13 protein-coding genes are annotated in these 21753 nt (G+C 65.9%); 8 read left to right on the top strand and 5 right to left on the bottom strand.

The window, feature by feature from the left end:
* Window positions 1–120: 120 nt before the first annotated feature.
* The gene (locus tag QE395_RS07125) at window positions 121–5097 is read right to left on the bottom strand and encodes an NAD-glutamate dehydrogenase domain-containing protein (RefSeq protein WP_095362741.1); all 4977 of its coding nucleotides are present in this window, start codon (window positions 5095–5097) and stop codon (window positions 121–123) included.
* A 171-nt stretch (window positions 5098–5268) separates the two neighbouring features.
* Here QE395_RS07125 and QE395_RS07120 point away from each other — a divergent pair, with 171 nt between their 5' ends.
* The 4 genes from QE395_RS07120 to QE395_RS07105 all read left to right on the top strand — a co-directional run bounded on the left by QE395_RS07120 (window position 5269) and on the right by QE395_RS07105 (window position 11630).
* Window positions 5269–5928 (top strand): TetR/AcrR family transcriptional regulator, encoded by a 660-nt coding sequence (locus QE395_RS07120; protein WP_068852919.1) that lies wholly within the window; start codon window positions 5269–5271, stop codon window positions 5926–5928.
* A complete protein-coding gene (locus QE395_RS07115) occupies window positions 5928–7220 on the top strand; it encodes an efflux RND transporter periplasmic adaptor subunit (protein ID WP_249832757.1) in 1293 nt (430 codons plus the stop codon). The genes QE395_RS07120 and QE395_RS07115 overlap by 1 nt, the downstream gene beginning before the upstream one ends.
* Before the next feature lie 14 nt (window positions 7221–7234).
* Window positions 7235–10405 carry a multidrug efflux RND transporter permease subunit gene (locus tag QE395_RS07110; RefSeq protein ID WP_068852926.1) on the top strand — a complete coding sequence of 1057 codons (3171 nt, stop codon included), beginning with the start codon at window positions 7235–7237 and terminating at the stop codon, window positions 10403–10405.
* A 313-nt stretch (window positions 10406–10718) separates the two neighbouring features.
* The gene (locus QE395_RS07105; RefSeq protein ID WP_095362743.1) at window positions 10719–11630 is read left to right on the top strand and encodes a hypothetical protein; all 912 of its coding nucleotides are present in this window, start codon (window positions 10719–10721) and stop codon (window positions 11628–11630) included.
* A gap of 592 nt (window positions 11631–12222) precedes the next feature.
* Here the strand turns inward: QE395_RS07105 and QE395_RS07100 are convergent.
* Window positions 12223–13371, bottom strand: coding sequence for an acyl-CoA dehydrogenase family protein (locus QE395_RS07100; protein WP_095362744.1), 1149 nt, complete (start codon window positions 13369–13371; stop codon window positions 12223–12225).
* Window positions 13372–13517: 146 nt separating this feature from the next.
* Between QE395_RS07100 and QE395_RS07095 the strand changes: the two genes are divergently transcribed.
* The 4 genes from QE395_RS07095 to QE395_RS07080 are packed head-to-tail and all read left to right on the top strand — an operon-like array spanning window position 13518 to window position 19416.
* On the top strand, window positions 13518–14447 hold the full coding sequence (locus QE395_RS07095) for a metalloregulator ArsR/SmtB family transcription factor (RefSeq protein WP_068852932.1): 930 nt from the start codon (window positions 13518–13520) through the stop codon (window positions 14445–14447).
* Window positions 14448–14459: 12 nt separating this feature from the next.
* A complete protein-coding gene (locus QE395_RS07090; protein WP_095362745.1) occupies window positions 14460–15548 on the top strand; it encodes a homocysteine S-methyltransferase family protein in 1089 nt (362 codons plus the stop codon).
* Window positions 15545–18232 carry a methionine synthase gene (metH, locus tag QE395_RS07085; RefSeq protein ID WP_095362746.1) on the top strand — a complete coding sequence of 896 codons (2688 nt, stop codon included), beginning with the start codon at window positions 15545–15547 and terminating at the stop codon, window positions 18230–18232. Before QE395_RS07090 ends, metH begins: the two co-directional genes overlap by 4 nt.
* Window positions 18229–19416: an MFS transporter gene (locus tag QE395_RS07080; protein ID WP_095362747.1), complete on the top strand. Its 1188-nt coding sequence runs from the start codon at window positions 18229–18231 to the stop codon at window positions 19414–19416. Before metH ends, QE395_RS07080 begins: the two co-directional genes overlap by 4 nt.
* A gap of 14 nt (window positions 19417–19430) precedes the next feature.
* Here the strand turns inward: QE395_RS07080 and QE395_RS07075 are convergent, their stop codons facing one another.
* From QE395_RS07075 to QE395_RS07065, 3 genes are read right to left on the bottom strand one after another with little or no spacing between them, the layout of a single operon-like run.
* Complete coding sequence (locus QE395_RS07075; RefSeq protein ID WP_210130588.1) at window positions 19431–20138, bottom strand: DUF2058 family protein; 708 nt, start codon at window positions 20136–20138, stop codon at window positions 19431–19433.
* 13 nt (window positions 20139–20151) lie between these two features.
* Entirely contained in the window at window positions 20152–20391 is a 240-nt protein-coding gene (locus tag QE395_RS07070; RefSeq protein WP_068852947.1) for a SlyX family protein, read from the bottom strand.
* Complete coding sequence (locus tag QE395_RS07065; protein ID WP_249832762.1) at window positions 20384–21733, bottom strand: UDP-glucose/GDP-mannose dehydrogenase family protein; 1350 nt, start codon at window positions 21731–21733, stop codon at window positions 20384–20386. Before QE395_RS07065 ends, QE395_RS07070 begins: the two co-directional genes overlap by 8 nt.
* Window positions 21734–21753: the final 20 nt, after the last annotated feature.

The raw sequence follows: 21753 nt of genomic DNA, 5'->3' as shown, positions 1-21753 counted from the left end.
AGCCTCCGAACCCGGATACCCAAGCCCGCAACAAACGTCCCGACGTTCAAACCGGATCGAAGCGCCAACAAAAAGGCCCCGCCAATGGCGGGGCCTTTTGCTTTCACGCATCAGCGCAGGTTACGCGCCGTGCGCTGCCAGCTGGCCCAGGCGCTGTACCGCCACCGAGACCGTCGGGTAGTCGAGCGTCTTCTGCTCGGCCAGCTCCTGCAGCATCGACAGGGTGAAGCGCAGGCTGCTGTCGTCACGGCCGATCCAGGCCGCGACCTTGGCTTCGGCACTGCCACCCTTCATCGACAGCACCTGGGCGGCCAGGTTGCGGTGATGGGCGGCCAGCTCGTCGCGCAGCACGCCACGGGCCACGGCGTGCCAGCGGCCATTGACCTCCAGCGCGTCGATCTGCTCGAACAGCCACGGCAGCTGCAGCGCGTCGCCCAGGCGGAAGTGGACCTTGGACACGTCCACCGGCTTGAGCTTGCGGGTACGCGCCAGTTCGATGATGTCGAACGCCGGTTCCAGGAACTGCAGCTCGGACAGCTGCTGCGCCAGAGCCGGCGGCAGGCCCTTCTCCTTCCACTCCTGCACGCTGGCCTCGTAGGCCGGGCGCTGCGAATCGGGCAGCACGCCGGAGGCTTCGCGGATGTCGTTGAACGCGGCCTGGTAGCGGTTCACCGCCTCGGTGATGCCCGGCATCGCGCCGGGGCGGAACAGCAGCCAGCGCACGAACGAACGCTGCAGCTTCCAGATCACTTCCAGCGCATCGATCTGCACCGACTCCGGCAGGGTACCGTCGAGCGCATCGATCTGCGCCCACAGGGCACGTGCATCCAGCGTTTCGCGGCTGATGGTGTAGGCCTTGGCGACCTCGGCGATGGTGCGGCCGGTGTCTTCCTGCATGCGCATCAGGAACGTGGCGCCCATGCGGTTGATGGTCTGGTTGGTCACGGCCGTGGCGATGATCTCGCGCTTCAGGCGGTGACGCTCCATCGCATCGGCGTACTTCTTCTGCAGCGGCGTCGGGAAGTAACGCAGCAGTTCCTTGGACAGGTACGGGTCTTCCGGGATGTCCGATTCCAGCAGCTGCTGGAACGCCACCAGCTTGGAATACGACAGCAGCACCGACAGCTCCGGGCGGGTCAGGCCCTGGCCACGCGCCTTGCGTGCGGAGAGCTCGGCATCGGTCGGCAGGAACTCGATCTGGCGATCCAGCAGGCCCTGCTTTTCCAGCGTGCGGATGAAGTGCTGCTTGGAACCCAGGCGCTTGACCGCCATCCGCTCCATCAGGCTCAGGGCCTGGTTCTGGCGGTAGTTGTCATTGAGCACCAGGTCGGCCACTTCGTTGGTCATCGACGCCAGCAGCTTGTTGCGTGCGTCCACGGTCAGCTTCTTGGCCCGCACCACATCGTTGAGCAGGATCTTGATGTTGACTTCGTGGTCGGAGGTATCCACGCCGGCCGAGTTGTCGATGAAGTCGGTGTTGAGCAGCACGCCAGCCTGGGCAGCTTCGATGCGGCCCAGCTGGGTCATGCCCAGGTTGCCGCCCTCGCCCACCACCTTGCAGCGCAGCTCGCCACCGTTGACGCGCAGCGCGTTGTTGGCGCGGTCGCCGACGTCGCTGTGCTGCTCGGTCGCGGCCTTGACGTAGGTGCCGATGCCGCCGTTCCACAGCAGGTCCACCGGCGCCTTGAGGATGGCGCTCATCAGGTCGTTGGGCGACAGCGCCTTGACGTTGTCGTCCAGGCCCAGCGCCTCACGCACCTGCGGGGTGATCTCGATCGACTTCAGCGTGCGCGGGTAAATACCGCCGCCCTTGCTGATCAGCTTCGCATCGTAGTCGGCCCAGCTGGAACGCGGCACGGTGAACATGCGCTCCCGCTCGACGAACGAGGTCGCCGCGTCCGGGTTCGGATCCAGGAAAATGTGGCGGTGGTCGAACGCGGCGAGCAGGCGGATGTGGCGCGACAGCAGCATGCCGTTGCCGAACACGTCGCCGGACATGTCGCCGACACCCACGGTGGTGAAGTCCTGGGTCTGGCTGTCACGGCCCAGCGCACGGAAGTGGCGCTTGACCGACTCCCACGCGCCACGCGCGGTGATGCCCATGCCCTTGTGGTCGTAACCGACCGAACCACCGGAAGCGAACGCATCGCCCATCCAGAAGCCGTGGTCGATGGCCAGCCCGTTGGCGATGTCGGAGAAGGTCGCGGTGCCCTTGTCGGCAGCCACCACCAGGTACGGGTCGTCCATGTCGTGGCGGACCACGTCCACCGGCGGCACGATCTTGTTGTTGACGATGTTGTCGGTGATGTCCAGCAGGCCCTGGATGAACAGCTTGTAGCAGGCCACGCCGTTGGCGAACACCGCGTCGCGGTCACCGCTGGCCGGCGGGGTCTTGGCGAAGAAGCCGCCCTTGGCACCGACAGGCACGATCACCGTGTTCTTGACCATCTGCGCCTTGACCAGGCCCAGCACTTCGGTGCGGAAGTCTTCGCGACGGTCCGACCAGCGCAGGCCGCCACGGGCAACCGCGCCGAAGCGCAGGTGGGTACCTTCCACGCGCGGGCCGTACACGAAGATTTCGCGATACGGGCGCGGCTTGGGCAGGTCCGGCACCAGCGCCGAATCGAACTTGAAGCTGATCACGTGGCCCGGGCGGCCCTGTGCATCGGTCTGGTAGTAGCTGGTACGCAGGGTGGCGTCGATCACGCCCATGAAGCTGCGCAGGATGCGGTCTTCGTCGAGGCTGGACACGCGGTCCATCAGCTTGACCAGCGCGTCGCGCGCGGCGTCCATCTGCGCCTTGCGGTCGCCCTTGCGGGCATCGACCACGGTCTTGATGACCTTCAGGGTGCCTTCGTCGCCACCGGCCAGCACGGTCAGGTGCGCGCGCAGGTCGGCCTGGCCGTCGGCGATGGCGACCTTGTCCTCATGCCCGGTGGCCGGGTCGAAGCGGGCTTCGAACAGCTCCACCAGCAGGCGGGCCAGCAGCGGGTAACGGGTGAAGGTGGCTTCGACGTAGGCCTGCGAGAACGGCACGCCGGTCTGCAGCAGGTACTTGCAGTAACCGCGCAGCATCGCAACCTGACGCCAATGCAGGCCAGCGGCCAGCACCAGGCGGTTGAAGCCGTCGTTCTCGGCATCGCCGTGCCAGACGCGGGCAAAGGTTTCACCGAAGGCGGCATCGGCGGCAGCAGCGTCGATCGCGCCGGCCAGCGATTCCACTTCGAAGTCCTGCACGTACACCGGCGCGTTGTCCACGCTCAGGCGGTACGGGCGCTCGGCGATCACGCGCAGGCCCATGTTTTCCATCATCGGCAGCGCGTCCGACAGCGGAATGTCATCCAGCTGGCGGTACAGCTTCAGGCGCAGGCCATCGCCTTCTTCGCGGTGCACGGCCTGCAGGCTCAGGCGCAGGTCGTCCGGGCCGGTCAGCGCGTCGAGCTGGCTGACGTCGTTGGCCGCGATTTCGGTGCTGGAGTCTTCGATGTAACCGGCCGGCAGTGCCTTGCCGATGCGGGCGGCAATGCGCAGGCCTTCGCTTTCACCATGGCGGGCCACCAGCGCTTCTCGCAGGTCGTCCTGCCAGTTGCGCAGCACCTGGGCCAGCTTCTGTTCCAGTGCGCTGGTATCCACTTCCAGGGTCTGGCCAGCCTTCGGGCGTACGATCAGGTGCACCTGGGCCAGCGGCGATTCGCCCAGCACCACCGAGCTGTCCACGTATTCGCCCTGCAGCGCGTCCTTGAGCATCGCCTCGATGCGCAGGCGCACGTCGGTGTTGAAACGCTCGCGCGGCAGGTACACCAGCGCGGAGATGAAGCGGCTGTACTTGTCACGGCGCAGGAACAGGCGGCTGCGCACGCGCTCCTGCAGGCCCAGCACGCCGATGGCGGTGCGGTACAGCTCTTCCTCGCTGGACTGGAACAGCTCTTCGCGCGGCAGGGTTTCCAGGATGTGGCGCAGTGCCTTGCCGCTGTGGCTGGCCGGAGCCAGGCCCGACTTGCTCATCACGTATTCGTGGCGCTGGCGCACCAGCGGGATTTCCCACGGGCGGCGGTTGTAGGCGCTGGAGGTGAACAGGCCCAGGAAGCGCTGCTCGCCGATGATCTTGCCCTTGGCGTCGAATTCCAACACGCCGATGTAATCCATGTAGCCGGCGCGGTGCACGCGCGAACGCGCATTGGTCTTGGTCAGGATCAGCGCGTCCTTCAACCCGGTGGTGGCGTTGAGGCCCTGTGCGGCCAAGGTCTTGACCGGGCGTGCAGCGGACTTGTCCTTGCCGCGCATCAGGCCCAGGCCGGTGTCGTTCAACGGCGCCAGCACGTCTTCCTTACCCTGCTTCTCCACGCGGTATTCGCGGTAACCGAAGAAGGTGAAGTGGTTTTCGGCGGCCCAGCGCAGGAACGCCTGGGCTTCGGCGCGCGAGGCGTCGTCGACCGGCAGCTGGCGGGTGCCGAGGTCGTCGGCCAGGGCCAGCGCCTTGTTGCGCATGGCCTCCCAGTCGCCGACGATAGCGCGCACTTCATCCAGCGCCTTGACGATGGCCTGTTCGACATCGGCCATGGCGTCGGCCGGCTGGCGGTCGATTTCCAGCAGCATCACCGATTCGGCGGTGCCTTCGCCCACGGTCGACAGCTTGCCGGCCTTGTCGCGGGTGAAACGGATCACCGGGTGGCCCAGCACGTGCACGCCCACGCCATGTTCGGCCAGGGTCATGGTCACGGTGTCGACCAGGAACGGCATGTCGTCGTTGACGATCTGCAGCACGGTGTGGGCAGATTCCCAGCCGTTGGCCTTCAGGGTCGGGTTGAACACGCGCACGTTGGCCTTGCCGGCCTTGCGCACGCGGGCGAATTCGAGGGTGTCGCCGGCCAGTGCGGCCCATTCTTCAGCGGTGTGGTGCGGGAACTCGTCCGCTTCCATGCGCTTGTAGAAGTCTGCGGCGAACGCCACTGCCTCGGCCTGCCCGGCCGCCGGGTAACGCTTGCGCAAGGCCGTGTACACCGGTTCCAGCGAGAAGCCCACTGGTGAAACAGTCTGCGTATCGGCTGGTTTGGTCGTTTTTTTCACGGTCTTGGCTGCTGTTTTTTGCGGTTTCATGGCAGAGCGGTGCGTGTTGCCCAGTTGGAAAGATGAAATTGTAGCCCTACCGCATGAAAAGGCCTTGCTGCAGGACGGAATAAGGTTTTTCAGTTGGGTGGCGTTTACATCGCATGCCAGTACCAAACACAACGCTTCTCCAATTCTGAACTGGACGGTATAGTCCACCGCGTGAACTCCCCCGCCCCTGCCGCCGCCTTGCTGGACGCGCGCGATCATCGCGTGTTCGATGCCGTGCGCGATCTGATGGCCACCCAGGGCATGCAGCTGAGCATGGAGTCGGTGGCCCAGCAGGCCGGATGTTCCAAGCAGACCCTCTACAGCCGCTACGGCAGCAAGCAGGAACTGCTGCGCCGGGTGCTGCAGCGGCACCTGTGCCGGGCCACGGCCGGGCTTCGGGCACTGGAAGGCGATGACCTGCGCGGCTGCCTGCTGCAGTTCGCCTTCGACTACCTGGACCACTTCAATGAGCCGCACGTGGTCCAGACCCGCCGGCTGATCGCCGGAGAGGCGGCCCGTTTTCCCGATGAGGCACGTTCCTTGTATCGGGATGGGGCGGAGGCGTTGACTTTTCACCTTGCTGAATGGATCCAACATCGCATCCAGGAGTCGCTTCTGCGCCATGACGACCCGCACTTCATGGCTGAACTGCTATTGAGCATGATCGCGGGACAGGATTTCGAGAAGCAGCGCTTTCACACCCCCCATCGTGCCGACGCGTCACAGCGGCGCCGGTGGGCCGAATTTTCCGTGGACAGTTTCCTGCGCGCGTTCGCTGCGCCCGAGGCGATCCGCTTACCGCATTCAAACCAACACCGGAGTTTCTCCTGATGATCGCCCCACTCCGCACCCTCGCCCTGACGTGCGCTGTCGCCGTTGCGTTGACCGCCTGCAAGAAGCCGGAACAACAGACGCCCCCGCCGCCGGAAGTGGGCGTGATCGAAGCCAAGGCCGATACGCTGCCGCTGCAGCGTGAGCTGGTGGGCCGCCTGTCGCCGTACCGCAGCGCCGACGTGCGCGCCCGCGTGCCGGGCGTGCTGCTCAAGCGCGTCTACCAGGAAGGCCAGGACGTCAAACAGGGGCAGGTGCTGTTCCTGATCGACCCGGCGCCGCTGCAGGCCGCATTGAATGCATCGCAGGCTGAGCTCGCGTCGGCCCAGGCTACCTATGCCAATGCCAAGGCCGCCGCCGCGCGCGCCCGCTCGCTGGCCCCCAAGCAGTTCGTCTCCAAGTCCGACCTGGACGCCGCCGAAGCCACCGAGCGCACCGCCGCCGCCGCCGTGCAGCAGGCGCAGGCCTCGCTGGCCAATGCGAAGATCAACCTCGGCTACGCCCAGGTCACCTCGCCCATCGCCGGCCGCGCCGGCAAGCAGCAGGTCACCGAAGGCGCGCTGGTCGGCCAGAGCGACATTACCCTGCTGACCACCGTGGACCAGCTGGACCCGCTGTTCGTCAACTTCTCGATGAGCTCCGACGAGCTGACCCAGCTGCGCCGTGCGCAGGCCGCCGGCGCGGTGTCGCTGAGCGGCGATGGCAAGTCGACCGTGCAGGTGAAGCTGTCCGACGGCACGATGTACGACCAGCCGGGCACGCTGGATTACTCCTCGGCCGTGGTCGACCCGTCCACCGGCGCGGTGACCCTGCGCGCGGTACTGCCCAACCCGCAGCAGATCCTGCTGCCGGGCGCCTTCGTCAGCTTCCAGGCCGTACTGGGTGAGCGCAAAAATGCGTTCCTCGTCCCGCTGCAGGCCCTGCAGCGCGACACCACCGGCGGCTTCGTGATGGTGGTCGGCAAGGATGGCAAGGTGGTGCGCAAGAACGTGGTCACCGAAGGCCAGCAGGGCAGCAACTGGCTGGTCAGCAGCGGCATCGAACCGGGCGACCAGGTGATCGTGGCTGGCGTGCAGAAGGTCAAGGAAGGCTCGCCGGCCTCGGCCAAGCCTTGGACCCCGACCGCCGCCAACGGACCTGGCGCAGCGCCTGCGGGTGCTGCACCGGCAGCGGGTGCCGCACCGGCTGCGGGCGCCCCCGCTGCCGCGGGCACCGCGCCGGCCGATGCCGCCGCTGATCCGGCCGCCAAGCCCTCCGATGGCGCTCCGGCTGCCGAACCGACCAAGCAATAACGGGACCTTCCGTCATGCCTAAATTTTTCATTGAACACCCGGTATTCGCCTGGGTGGTCGCGATCCTGATCTCGCTTGCGGGCGTGATCTCGATCCTGGGTCTGGGCGTGGAGTCCTACCCGAGCATCGCACCGCCCCAGGTGACGGTGAGCGCCACCTACCCCGGCGCCAGCGCCGACACCACCGAAAAGTCGGTCACCCAGGTGATCGAGCAGCAGCTGACCGGTATCGATCACCTGCTGTACTTCAGCTCCTCGTCGGCCTCCAACGGCCGCGCGACCATCACCCTGACCTTCGAAACCGGTACCGACGCGGACATCGCCCAGGTGCAGGTGCAGAACAAGGTGTCGCTGGCCACGCCGCGCCTGCCCACCGAAGTGACCCAGCAGGGCGTGGTGGTGGCCAAGGCCAACGCCGGCTTCCTGATGGTGGTGGCGCTGCAGTCGGACAGCGAAGCGATCACCCGCGATGCGCTTAACGACATCGTGGGTTCGCGCGTGCTCGACCAGATCTCGCGCATTCCCGGCGTGGGCAGCACCCAGCAGTTCGGTTCCGAATACGCCATGAACATCTGGCTGAACCCGGAACGCATGCAGGGCTACAACCTCTCGGCCACCCAGGTGCTGGCGGCGATCAAGGCCCAGAACGTGCAGTTCGCGGCCGGTTCGCTGGGCGCCGATCCGTCGCCGGCAGGCCACTATTTCACCGCCACGGTATCGGCGGAGGGCCGCTTCAGCTCGCCTGACCAGTTCGAGAACATCATCCTGCGGGCCAACGCGGACGGTTCGCGAGTGCTGCTCAAGGACGTGGCGCGCATCGCCTTCGGTGCCAACAACTACGGCTTCGATACCCAGTACAACGGCAAGCCGACCGGCGCCTTCGCGATTCAGCTGCTGCCGGGCGCCAACGCCCTGAACGTGGCCAACGCGGTCACCGCGAAGATGGATGAACTGGAATCCACCTTCCCGACCGGGGTCACCTGGTTCTCGCCGTACGACAGCACCACGTTCGTGAAGATCTCGATCGAGGAAGTGGTCAAGACCCTGATCGAGGCGATCGTGCTGGTCTTCCTGGTGATGCTGATCTTCCTGCAGAACTTCCGCGCCACCCTGATCCCCACGCTGGTCATCCCGGTCGCCCTGCTGGGCACCTTCCTGGGCATGAGCATCATCGGCTTCACCATCAACCAGCTGACCCTGTTTGCGATGGTGCTGGCGATCGGCATCGTGGTCGATGACGCCATCGTGGTCATCGAGAACGTCGAACGCATCATGACCGAGGAGAAGCTGCCGCCGAAGGCCGCCACCCAGAAGGCCATGACCCAGATCACCGGCGCGGTGGTGGCCATCACCGTGGTGCTGGCGGCGGTGTTCATTCCGTCGGCGCTGCAGGGCGGTGCCGCCGGTGAGATCTACAAGCAGTTCGCGCTGACCATCGCCATCGCGATGGCGTTCTCGGCGTTCCTGGCGCTGGGCTTCACCCCGGCGCTGTGCGCGACCTTCCTGAAGGCCACGCACGGCGAACCGAACGTGGTCTACCGCACCTTCAACAAGTATTACGACAAGGTCAGTGGCACCTACGTGGGCCACATCACCTCGGCGGTGAAGCATGCGCCGCGCTGGATGATCCTGTTCGTGGTGCTCACCGTGCTGTGCGGCTTCCTGTTCACCCGCATGCCGGGCAGCTTCCTGCCGGAAGAAGACCAGGGCTATGCGCTGGCGATCGTGCAGCTGCCGCCGGGCTCGACCAAGGCGCAGACCAATGCGACCTTCGCGCAGATGCGCGGCATCCTGGAAAAGCAGGATGGCTTCGAAGGCATGCTGCAGGTGGCCGGTTTCAGCTTCGTCGGCTCGGGCGAAAACGTGGGCATGGGCTTCATCCGGCTCAAGCCGTGGGCGGACCGTGACATCACGGTGCCCGAGTTCATCCAGAACATGAACGGCGCGTTCTACGGCATCAAGGAGGCGCAGATCTTCGTGGTCAACCTGCCCACGGTGCAGGGCCTGGGCCAGTTCGGCGGCTTCGACATGTGGCTGCAGGACCGCGGCGGTGCCGGCTTCGAACAGCTCACGCAGGCGCGCAACATCCTGCTGGGCAAGGCGGCCGAGGAGAAGGAACTGCTCACCGGCGTGCGCCCGAACGGGCTGGAAAACGCGCCGCAGCTGCAGCTGCACGTGGACCGCGTGCAGGCGCAGACGATGGGCCTGTCGGTGTCGGACGTGTACAGCACCATCCAGCTGATGCTGGCGCCGGTATACGTGAACGACTTCTTCTACCAGGGCCGAATCAAGCGCGTGACCATGCAGGCCGATGGTCCGTTCCGCACCGGTGCGGAGTCGTTGAACAGCTTCTACACGCCCAGTTCGCTGCAGACCAACGCCGACGGTACGCCGGCGATGATTCCGCTGAGCACGGTGGTGAAGTCCGAATGGGTGTCCGCCCCGCCGTCGCTGAGCCGCTACAACGGCTATTCGGCGATCAACATCGTCGGTTCGCAGGCACCGGGCAAGAGCTCGGGCGAAGCGATGCAGGCAATGGAGCGGATCGTGCAGGACGACCTGCCGGCAGGCTTCGGCTATGACTGGTCGGGCATGTCCTACCAGGAAATCCTGGCGGGCAATGCGGCCACGCTGCTGCTGGTGCTGTCGATCGTGGTGGTGTTCCTGTGCCTTGCGGCGCTGTATGAAAGCTGGTCGATCCCGGTGGCGGTGCTGCTGGTGGTACCGCTGGGCGTCCTGGGTGCGCTGTCGTTCTCGCTCGCCCGTGGCCTGCCCAACGATCTGTACTTCAAGATCGGCCTGATCACGGTGATCGGCCTGGCGGCGAAGAACGCGATCCTGATCGTGGAGTTCGCGGTGGAGCAGCGCGCAGCAGGCAAGAACCTGCGCGAGGCGACCATCGAAGCCTCGCGCCTGCGCTTCCGGCCGATCCTGATGACCTCGTTCGCGTTCATCATGGGCGTGATCCCGATGGCGATCTCCACCGGTGCCGGCGCCAACGCGCGTCACGCCATCGGTACGGGCGTGATCGGCGGCATGGTATTCGCCACCTTCCTGGGCCTGCTGATGATCCCGGTGTTCTTCGTGGTGGTCCGCCGCATGCTGGGCGACAAGCTGGACGAACCGTCCAAGGAGTTCCTGGAACGCCAGGGCGAAGCCACCGCAGCGCATCGTCCGGATCGTTGATCTTTGTTTGAATGAAACGCGAAAGGCCCCGGAGCGATCCGGGGCCTTTTTTTTGCGGTTGCACGCTTGCTGTGTTGCCGGGCGTCGCCCGGCTGCTGATGCATTTGTGCGAACAGCGCCTGGCTGAGACGATCTCTGGCTAGGCGGGTCGGTGCCACGGGAAAAGCCGTTGACGTAATTCCTACGCGCCACTGGCTTACAAACGCCTTGCGTTGTCGCGTGTGACACCAGATTCGGCATTTGCTACGCGTCGCGCAACGTTATGACTTCATCGGGCGTAACAACAACACTCCATCAACCGAAGGAGTGGTCCATGTCTTTGTCAGTCAAAACCTACGCGATTCTTCTCATCGCATCTATCGCCTCTGGAATGTTTGCCGCACCCGCTGCCCGTGCAGCCGGTGTCATCAACTGCGAGAACTGCGCGGATCCCCGGCAGGCCGCCATCGCTTCGGGCGTCGGCTTGACTGTCGTCGTTGATGTGTCCGGCAAGAAGCTGCTTGCCTACGATGTCGAGTACGACCGCGAGTTGAAGCGCTACCGGGCGCTGCCCGTACCCGTACCCGACGATATCAGCAACTCCTTCCACCGCCTGCTTCGCCTGATGGAAGCCGCCCGGGAATCGGCCGAGCAGTTGCCGCCGCAAGCGCGCGGGCGCAGCGTCATTGTTCCGGTACATCCCGATGATCCGAGTAATACCAATGGAATCACGTTTCCAGATACCTTCAAATCGTTGACGGCCTCCGACGTCGTGATCTCGACCGATCACCGAAAGGGGCTAGAGGCGGGAATCGGCACCGCATTCTGCGGGGCTGACACCCGCTATCCCGTATGGAACGCTTTGGCTCCCACGATGACCTCCATCATCATGAGCGTGGGAAGCCGGCTGACCGGCGTTGAAAGCGTTACGTATGTGATCACGTGGCGGGACGGGTCCACTACACGACTGGTGATTTCTACGGATGCAGTGGATCTGGCCAAGTATCAGAACGGTCACAGCAGGGATGCCGAGGGCAACCCCATCCCCGATCGGGCCGCGTCGGATCCTGAAACGGGACCCGATTTCGCGGGCGCGTATACTTTCAGCGACGAGCAGACGCTGAACAATTGGCTCAATGCCGCCTACGTCTCTGGCGTTCCCGTACACGTTGCGGATCGCACCCTGCCGGTAACCATCATCTGCCGATGGAACGGCCGGACATTGGAATGCGAAGTGCCGCGATAGCGCTGGAAGAGACGTACGCGTGCTGCGTGGTCCGATGTGGCTCCTGTGGTCCGATGTGGCTCCTGAGGATGAGGCAGGAGTGGGGTCGATTCCCGAACGACTACCGATTGCAAAGATCGGCGCCGTGGCGCATGGACATGGAACGGAGTGAGGCGCGCGGTCTATCCTTGCTACGGGAAAAGCCGGTGTGCCGGCGATGCCTGCACCTGCTTCGATCAGTTCAATGCGTTATCGAACGTGGAAATTTTCACGGCGGTTGTTTGGGAACCAACCCTACCGGCGTGGCTCGTTGCCCTGTGCTTTTTCCTTGGCCTCCTGCCTACTTTCAAAGGCGAGCCGGGGCGGGTTTGCGGGGGCTTTGCGAAACATGGATGTTTCGCAAGAGCCTCCAGGGACGGATTCACGGCGCCCCCCGCAAACCCGCACCGGCTCGCCAACTCCGGCAAACCGGTGGCCAACGGCTGTTCGCCCAGATGCATGAAGCTACCGGGCGCAGCCCGGTACCCAGGTACACCATGCAATCAGACACCCCAAAAGCAATCGGGGCCCCAATAGGGCCCCGATGCTTTGGTCTGTACAGCGAGAAGCCGCCTCAGCGCAGGCCGGTTTCGTTGCGGGCGATGACCAGGCGCTGGATTTCCGAGGTGCCTTCGTAAATCTCGGTGATCTTGGCATCACGGAAGTAACGCTCCAGCGGCATTTCCTTGGAGTAACCCATGCCGCCGTGGATCTGCACGGCCTGGTGGGTGATCCACATCGCCGCTTCCGAAGCGGTCAGCTTGGCGATGGCCGCTTCGTTGCTGAAACGCTTGCCCTGGCCCTTCACCCATGCCGCGCGCAGGGTCAGCAGCAGCGCTGCATCCAGCTTGCACTTCATGTCGGCGATCTTGGCCTGGGTCATCTGGAACGTACCGATCGCCGCGCCGAAGGCCTTGCGGTCCTTCACGTATTCGATCGTGGCCTCATAGGCCGCACGTGCGATGCCGATCGCCTGTGACGCGATGCCGATGCGGCCGGCGTCCAGCACGCCCATCGCGATCTTGAAGCCCTCGCCTTCCTTGCCCACCACGTCTTCAGCCGCCGCCACGTAATCCTGGAACTCGATCTCGCAGGTGGCCGAGGCGCGGATGCCGAGCTTCGGCTCGGTCTTGCCGCGGTGGAAGCCGACCTTGTCGGTGTCGATCATGAACGCAGTGATGCCACGCGCACCCTGCTCCGGGTCGGTCATGGCAAACAGCACGATGTACTTGGCCACCGGACCGGAGGTGATCCAGCTCTTCTTGCCGTTGATCACATAGGTGCCGTCGGCCTGCCTGACCGCGCGGCAACGCATGGCCGTGGCGTCCGAACCCGACTGCGGCTCGGTCAGCGCGAACGCGCCGATGGCCTCGCCCTCGGCGATGGCGCGCACGTACTTCTGCTTCTGGGCCTCGCTGCCGTGGGTCAGGATGCCGTTGCAGAACAGCGAGTTGTTGACCGACATGATGGTCGAATGCGCGGCGTCGCCGGCGGCAACCTCCACCATCGCCAGCACGTAGGCAATCGGGTCCATGCCCGCGCCGCCGTACTCGGCCGGCACTTCGATGCCCATCAGGCCGTTTTCGCCCAGCAGGCGGATGTTGTCCAGCGGGAACTCGCCGGTACGGTCATGGTGCTCGGCGCTCGGCGCGATCTTTTCCTGCGCGATGCGGCGCGCAACGTCCTGCAGCATCAGCTGCTCTTCGGTGAAACTGAAATCCACGAAACCCTCCCAGGAACATGTCGATATGGCCGCGCCGGGCGCGTCCAGGTGCGGCGATTGTACCGGGGGCCACCCAATCCGGGCTGACTTGACCGCGAAGGCGCCAAAGGACGAAAATATCTCTATATCGCGATAGGTAGATATTTATGGATCTCGAGGACTGGTCGGTCCGGCTGAAGGTGTTCGCCGACGCCACCCGCGTGCGCCTGCTGGCGCTGCTGGAGCAGGAAGAACTCACCGTGGCCGAGCTGTCGGCCATCACCACCCTGGCCCAGCCGCGGGTGTCGACCCACCTGGCCCGCCTCAAGGAAGCCGGCCTGGTGCGCGACCGGCGCGCAGGCGTGTCGGCGTACTACCGCTTCGACGATGCCGCGCTGGACCCGGCCCAACGCGCATTGTGGCACGCCCTGAGCACCGGCAGCGACGACCCGCTGCTGCGCCAGGATGCTGAACGCGTGGCCAGCGTGCTGGCCAGCCGCGCCGCCGATCAGAACTGGGCCGACAGCGTGGCCGGCGACATGGAACGCCATTACTCGCCCGGCCGCACCTGGGAAGCGCTGGCGCGCACGGCGCTGCCGCTGCTGGAAACCGGGGACGTGCTCGATATCGCCTCCGGCGATGGCGTGCTGGCGGAACTGGTGGCCCCGCATGCCAAGCGCTACGTCTGCATCGACACCAGCGCCCGCGTCGTGGCCGCCGCCAGCGAACGCCTGCGCCGCCTGGCCAACGTGGAAGTGCGCGAGGGCGACATGCATGCCCTGCCCTTCAAGGACCGCAGCTTCGACCTGGTGGTGCTGATGCATGCACTGACCTACGCCGCCAAGCCGGCCCAGGCCGTGGCCGAAGGCGCGCGCGTGCTGCGCTCCGGTGGCCGCCTGCTGCTCTGCAGCCTGGCCCGCCACGAGCACAAGGCCGCCGTCGAGGCCTATGGCCACGTCAACCTGGGTTTCTCGGACAAGGAACTGCGTAAGTTCGCCGAGAAGGCCGGCCTGGTGGTCTCCAGCCTGGAAACGGTGACCCGCGAAAAGCGTCCGCCGCATTTTGAAGTCATTTCGCTGATTGCCAGCAAGCCCTGAGGTTTCCACGCGATGTCCCTGCCCTGGCTGCACCCCGATCGTGTCCGCGCCCTTGAAGACGCGCTGGCCCAGCGCATCCTGATCATCGACGGTGCGATGGGCACCATGATCCAGCGGCACGGGCTGGAGGAAGGCGATTACCGCGGGGAACGCTTCGCCGGTGGCTTCGACCACCAGCACGGCGCCGGCTGCGACCACGGCACGCCGGAAGGCCACGACCTCAAGGGCAACAACGACCTGCTGCTGCTGACCCGCCCCGAGGTCATTGCCGGCATCCACACCGCCTACCTGAAAGCCGGTGCTGACCTGGTCGAAACCAACACGTTCAATGCCACCTCGGTAAGCCAGGCCGATTACCACCTGGAACACCTGGTGTACGAGTTGAACAAGGCCGGCGCTGCCGTCGCGCGCGCCTGCTGCGATGCGGTCGAGGCCAACACCCCGGATAAACCGCGTTTCGTCATCGGTGTGCTGGGGCCGACCAGCCGCACCGCCTCGATCAGCCCCGACGTGAACGATCCCGGTTTCCGCAACACCAGCTTCGATGCGCTGCGCGAGACCTACCGCGAGGCCATCGACGGCCTGATCGACGGCGGCGCCGACACCCTGATGGTGGAAACCATCTTCGACACGCTCAATGCCAAGGCCGCGCTGTTCGCCATCGAAGAAGCCTTCGATGCGCGCGGCGCGCGCCTGCCGATCATGATCTCCGGCACCATCACCGATGCCTCCGGGCGCACCCTCTCGGGCCAGACCGCCGATGCCTTCCATGCGTCGCTCGCCCACGCTCGCCCTCTGTCGATCGGCCTGAACTGCGCGCTCGGCGCCGACGCGATGCGACCGCACGTGGAAACCCTGGGCCAGGTGGCCGACTGTTACGTCAGCGCCCATCCCAACGCCGGGCTGCCCAACGCCTTCGGTGAGTACGACGAGACCCCGGACGAAATGGCCGCCACCCTGCGCGGTTTCGCCGAGGACGGCCTGCTCAACCTGGTGGGTGGCTGCTGCGGCTCCACCCCCGACCACATCCGTGCCATCGCCCAGGCCGTGGCCGGCCTGCGGCCGCGCGCACTGCCCGGCGCGCAGGAGCAGGCGGCATGAACGCCCCTACCCGCAACACCCGGCTGTCCGGGCTGGAACCGCTGGTCATCACCCCGGACCTGTTGTTCGTCAACATCGGCGAGCGCACCAACGTCACCGGCAGCGCGCAGTTCCGCAAGCTGGTCAAGGAAGAACGCTACGAAGAAGCGGTGGAAGTGGCCCGCCAGCAGGTCGCCAGCGGCGCGCAGATCCTGGATGTCAACATGGACGAGGGCCTGATCGATTCCGAGAAAGCGATGACCCGCTATCTCAACCTGATCATGTCCGAGCCGGATATCGCGCGCATCCCGGTGATGGTCGATTCGTCCAAGTGGAGCGTGATCGAAGCCGGGCTGAAGTGCCTGCAGGGCAAGAGCGTGGTCAATTCGATCTCGCTCAAGGAAGGCGAAGCGCAGTTCATCGAGCACGCGCGCAAGGTGCTGCGCTACGGTGCGGCCGCGGTGGTGATGGCCTTCGACGAGCAGGGCCAGGCCGATACCTGCGCGCGCAAGGTGGAAATCTGCACCCGTGCCTACCGGATCCTGGTCGACCAGGTCGGCTTCCCGCCGCAGGACATCATCTTCGACCCGAACATCTTCGCCGTGGCCACCGGCATCGAAGAGCACGACAACTACGCGGTGGACTTCATCGAAGCCACCCGCATCATCAAGCGCACACTGCCGCACTGCCATGTGTCCGGTGGCGTGTCCAACGTGTCGTTCTCGTTCCGTGGCAACGAAACGGTGCGCCAGGCCATCCACGCGGTGTTCCTGTACCACGCCATCGCGGCGGGCATGGACATGGGCATCGTCAACGCCGGCGCAATGCCGATCTACGACGACCTGGATGCCGAACTGCGCGAGCGCGTGGAGGACGTGATCCTCAACCGCCGTCCGGATGGCACCGAGCGCCTGCTCGAGATCGCCGAGCGCTACAAGGGCAGGAAGGGCGAGATCAAGGGCGAAGACCTGGCCTGGCGCGAAAAGCCGATCGACGCGCGCCTGGCGCATGCGCTGGTGCACGGCCTGGATGCCTGGGTCGAAGCCGATACCGAGGAAGCGCGGATCCGTTCCAGCCGCCCGCTGGACGTGATCGAAGGCCCGTTGATGGACGGCATGAACGTGGTCGGCGACCTGTTCGGCGCCGGCAAGATGTTCCTGCCGCAGGTGGTCAAGTCCGCGCGCGTGATGAAGAAGGCGGTGGCCTACCTGCTGCCCTTCATCGAAGCCGAGAAGGCACGCAGCGGCGATACCGCCAAGAGCAACGGCAAGATCATCATGGCCACGGTGAAGGGTGATGTGCATGACATCGGCAAGAACATCGTCGGCGTGGTGCTCGCGTGCAACAACTTCGAGGTGATCGACCTCGGCGTGATGGTGCCGGCGCAGAAGATCCTGGACGCGGCCCGCGCCGAGAACGCCGACATCATCGGCCTGTCCGGGTTGATCACCCCGTCGCTGGAAGAAATGAGCCACGTGGCCCGCGAGATGGAACGGCAGGGCTTCACCCTGCCCTTGATGATCGGCGGCGCCACCACGTCGCGCGCGCACACCGCGCTGAAGATCGACCCGCATTACAAGGCGCCCACGGTGTGGGTGAAGGATGCCTCGCGGGCGGTGGGCGTGGCCCAGTCGCTGATCTCCAGCGAACTGCGCGAGGCCTTCGTGGCCGCCAACGAGGCCGACTACGCCGACATCCGCCAGCGCCACCGCAACCGCGGCGATGCCAAACGCCTGGTGACCCTGGCCAAGGCCCGCGCGCAGCGTTTCGACGGCAACTGGGCGCAGTACCAGCCGCCGGCCCCGCGCAAGCCGGGCCTGCACGTGCTGGATGACTACCCGCTGGCCGACCTGGTCGGGGTGATCGACTGGACCCCGTTCTTCCAGGCCTGGGAACTGGCCGGCAAGTACCCGGCCATCCTCACCGACGAGATCGTGGGCACCCAGGCCAGCGAGCTGTACCGCGATGCGCGCGCGATGCTCAAGCGCATCGTCGACGAGCGTTGGCTGACCGCCAAGGCGGTGTTCGGGCTGTGGCCGGCCAACAGCGTGGGCGACGATGTGCACCTGAGCACCGGGCAGGGCCCGGCCGTACTGCACTTCCTGCGCCAGCAGGTGGACAAGCCGGTGGAGCGCCCGGACTTCTGCCTGGCCGATTTCATCGCGCCGGCCGACAGCGGCCGCCAGGACTGGATCGGCGCGTTCGCGGTCACCGCCGGGATCGGGATCGACCCGCACGTGGCCCGCTTCGAGGCCGACCATGACGACTACAACGCGATCCTGCTCAAGGCGCTGGCCGACCGCCTGGCCGAAGCCCTGGCCGAGCGCCTGCACCAGCATGTGCGCACCGATTACTGGGGCTACCAGCCGGACGAGGCACTGGACAACGATGCGTTGATTGCCGAGCAGTACAGCGGCATCCGCCCGGCGCCGGGCTACCCCGCCTGCCCCGAGCACAGCGAGAAAGCCACGCTGTTCCGCCTGCTCGATGCGGAAAACAACGCGGACATGCAGCTGACCGAGAGCTTTGCGATGCTGCCCACCGCGGCGGTGTCCGGCTATTACTTCAGCCACCCGCAGAGCCAGTATTTCGTGGTCGGCCGGGTCACCCGCGAGCAGGTCAGCGATTACGCCAAACGCAAGGGCGTGGAGCGCGCGCAGGTCGAACGCTGGCTGGCCTCCAACCTGGATTACGATCCGGAATGAACGCGGTTCCGGTCGCCCGCCTCTCCAGCTACTACCTGTTCTACTACGCGGCGCTCGGCGCATTCACCCCGTACTGGTCGCTGTTCCTGACCGCGCGCGGGATGAGCGTGACCGCGATCAGCGTGATGATGGGGATCTGGTACGCCACCCGCATCGTGGCACCCACGACGTGGACCTCGATTGCCGCCGCCTCGCGGCACCCGATCCGCTGGCTGCGCGTGGGCAGCGTGCTGACCCTGCTCACCTTCTGCGCGTTCCTGCTGCCGCTGCCACTGCCGTGGATGTACCCGGCCATGGTGGTGTTCTGCTTCTTCTACAACGCGGTGATGCCGCAGTTCGAATCGATCACCCTCACCCACCTGGGCAACGACAGCCACCGCTACGGGCTGATCCGGGTGTGGGGCTCGCTGGGCTTCATCGCGGTGGTGATGGGCTTTGGCTGGCTGATCGAAGGCAGCGGCGGAGCTGGGAAGGCGTACCTGCTGCCGTGGCTGATGTTGCCGCTGTTCGCGTTGCTGGTGGGCTCGGCGTTTGCCAACTACTACGCGCGCGATTTCCATCGCGCGGATGGCGATGCCAGCGGCTTCTGGCAGATCGTGCGCAAACCGCAGGTGCTGGCGTTCTTCCTGGCCGCGTTCATGGAGCAGCTGTCGTTCGGGCCGTACTACACGTTCTTTTCGGTCTACATGGATCACCACGGCTATGCGACCTCCACGCTGGGGCTGCTGTGGACGATCGGCGTGGTGTTCGAGGTCGGCGTGTTCTTCACCATCGGCCGCTTCTTCCGCCGCTATGACGCCAGCTGGATGCTGCTGATCGCCCTGGTCAGCTCCACCCTGCGCTGGACCGTCACCGCACTGTTCCCGGACCACCTGGGGGTGATGCTGGTGGCGCAGACCGCGCATGCGCTGGGATTTGCGGCCTTCTTCGCGGCGGCCATGCAGATGCTGGCGACCTACTTCCCGGGCCGGCTCAACGGGCACGGCCAGGGGCTGCTGTATGGCTTCTCGTCAGGCGTCGGCGGCGTGCTCGGCGCGTTGATCGCCGGCCAGCTGTGGAACATCGACCAGGGCCGCACCGCGTTCCTGGCCGGCGCGGGGTTTGCATTCGCCGGTGCACTCCTGTGCTTCTTCGCGATCAGCCTGCCGCTGTTGCGGCGAGGGAACACGACAGACCGGCGATAGGCTTCGTACCCGTTTTACCAGACCAGGTCGTCGGGCACCTGGTAGGCCGGATCGGCGTACGGGTCGTCTTCGGCCGGGGCGTTGGGGTCCACGCGCAGTGCCACGGCCGGGGCGAAGATCGCTTCGGCTTCGTCCAGCACCGCTGCGGTCACCAGCAGGTAGCGGCCGGTGCTCTGCAGCACGCCCAGTTCGCCGGCGTTGAGCTGGCGCAGCTGCTCGGCGGTGACATAGATCCGCTTGATCTTGCCGCCATACGGGAAGTGCCGCGCGATGTCGGCCGCTTCATCGTTGAGCGCCTTGTCCTTGAGCAGCTCGTCGAGCTTGACCTTGGCTTCGCGGCGCACGCGCGCCTCTTCCTGCTTCAGCCGCTCGGCTTCGATCCGGTCGTCTTTTTCCTTCTGCGCGCGGATCGCGTAGGCCTTGGCCAGGTCGATGTCCTCGCGCGAGCGCGGCTTGCCCTGGCCGGGGTTCTGGCCCTGGCCGGGACGTGCGTTGCCGCCGGGACGGCCCTTGCCTTGGGGACCACGACGGGCATCGCCCTCGCGCGGCGGGCGCTGGCCATCGCGCGGCCCACGGGCGCCCTCACCGGCCTTGGCCTGCGGTCGGGCACCCTGCGGCGCGTTGGAGGGCCGGCCATCGCGGCGGGCGTCGGGCTTGCGTTCGGGCTTGGGCGCGGCTTTGAAGCCAAGGCCCAGCAGCTGGTCGCGGAGGGTATCGCTCATGACGTTGGATCGATCAGTAGTGCGGGGGCGGCGGTTCTTCGCCCGAATCGGAATACAGCGCGTTGCGGACCTTGCCCAGGTCCTCCAGCAGCAGGCGGGTCAGGTCCGCGTTGCGGCTGCCCTCGATGCGGGCATCGGCCAGGGCTTCGCTCAGCTCGGCCAAGGCCTGTTCCTGGAAGGACACCCGCATTTCAAGCTCGACCAGGCGCGCTTCCAGCGCCTGCTCACGCGCGGTGGGAGTGGAATCATGCATGCAGCGAACGTCCCCGGCCAATGCCGTAATAGGCCAGGCCCGCGGCTTCGATCTCCTGCGGGTCGTACAGGTTGCGACCGTCGAACACGACGGCGTCTTTCAGCGTGTCACGCAGGTGGGCGAAATCCGGGCTGCGGAACTGCTTCCATTCGGTAACCACCACCAGCGCATCGGCGCCATCCAGCGCGTCATTGGCGCTGTCGCAGAACACCAGGTCGTCGCGCTCGCCGAAGATGCGGCGGGCCTCGTCGGTGGCTTCCGGGTCGTACGCGCGGACGGTGGCACCGCCCTCCCACAGCTGTGCCAGCAGGCGGCGGCTGGAGGCTTCGCGCATGTCATCGGTGTTCGGCTTGAAGGCCAGGCCCCACACCGCGAAGGTGCGGCCGCGCACGCCCTCATCCTCGCCACGATCATAGTGGCGCTGGATCAGCTGGAACAGGTGCCCCTTCTGCGCATCGTTGACCGCTTCCACCGCATTGAGCAGCTTGGGCTCATGCCCGTACTGCTGCGCGGTGCGGGCCAGCGCCTGCACGTCCTTGGGGAAACACGAGCCGCCGTAACCGGCGCCCGGGTAGATGAAGTGCCAGCCGATGCGCGGGTCCGAGCCGATGCCCTGGCGGACCTGTTCGATATCGGCACCGACTTTCTCGGCGATATTGGCGATTTCGTTCATGAACGAAATCTTGGTCGCCAGCATGGCGTTGGCGGCGTACTTGGTCAGCTCGGCCGAGCGCACGTCCATCTCCACCACGCGGTCGTGGTTGCGGTTGAACGGTGCGTACAGGCGGCGCATCAGCGCCACCGACTCGGCATTGGCCGCGCCGATCACGATGCGGTCCGGCCGCATGCAGTCGGCCACGGCGTCGCCTTCCTTGAGGAATTCGGGGTTGGAGACCACGTCGAAGGCGATCTCCTCGCCACGCTCGGCCAGCGCCTGGGCGATGGCGGCACGGACCTTGTCGGCCGTGCCTACCGGCACGGTCGACTTGTTCACCACCACGGTGGGCACACGCATGTGCCGGCCGATGGTGCGGGCCACGGCCAGCACGTACTGCAGGTCGGCGCTGCCGTCCTCGTCCGGTGGCGTGCCCACGGCAATGAAGATCACCTGGCCATGCGCGATCGCCGCCTCGGCGTCGGTGGTGAAGGCCAGCCGCAACGCGGCATGGTTGGCCTTGACCATCGGCTCCAGGCCCGGCTCATAGATCGGGATGACGCCGCGGTTGAGGCCATCCACCTTGGCCTGGTCGATATCGACGCAGACCACCTGGTGGCCGACATCGGCCAGGCAGGTACCCGTGACCAGACCGACGTAGCCGGTACCGAAGATTGAGACGCGCATGTCCGTGTTGACTCCAGTTC

It is taken from the genome of Stenotrophomonas sp. SORGH_AS_0282 (assembly GCF_030818125.1).
GTDB lineage: Bacteria > Pseudomonadota > Gammaproteobacteria > Xanthomonadales > Xanthomonadaceae > Stenotrophomonas > Stenotrophomonas rhizophila_A.
This window is presented reverse-complemented; position numbering and strand designations above follow the sequence as displayed.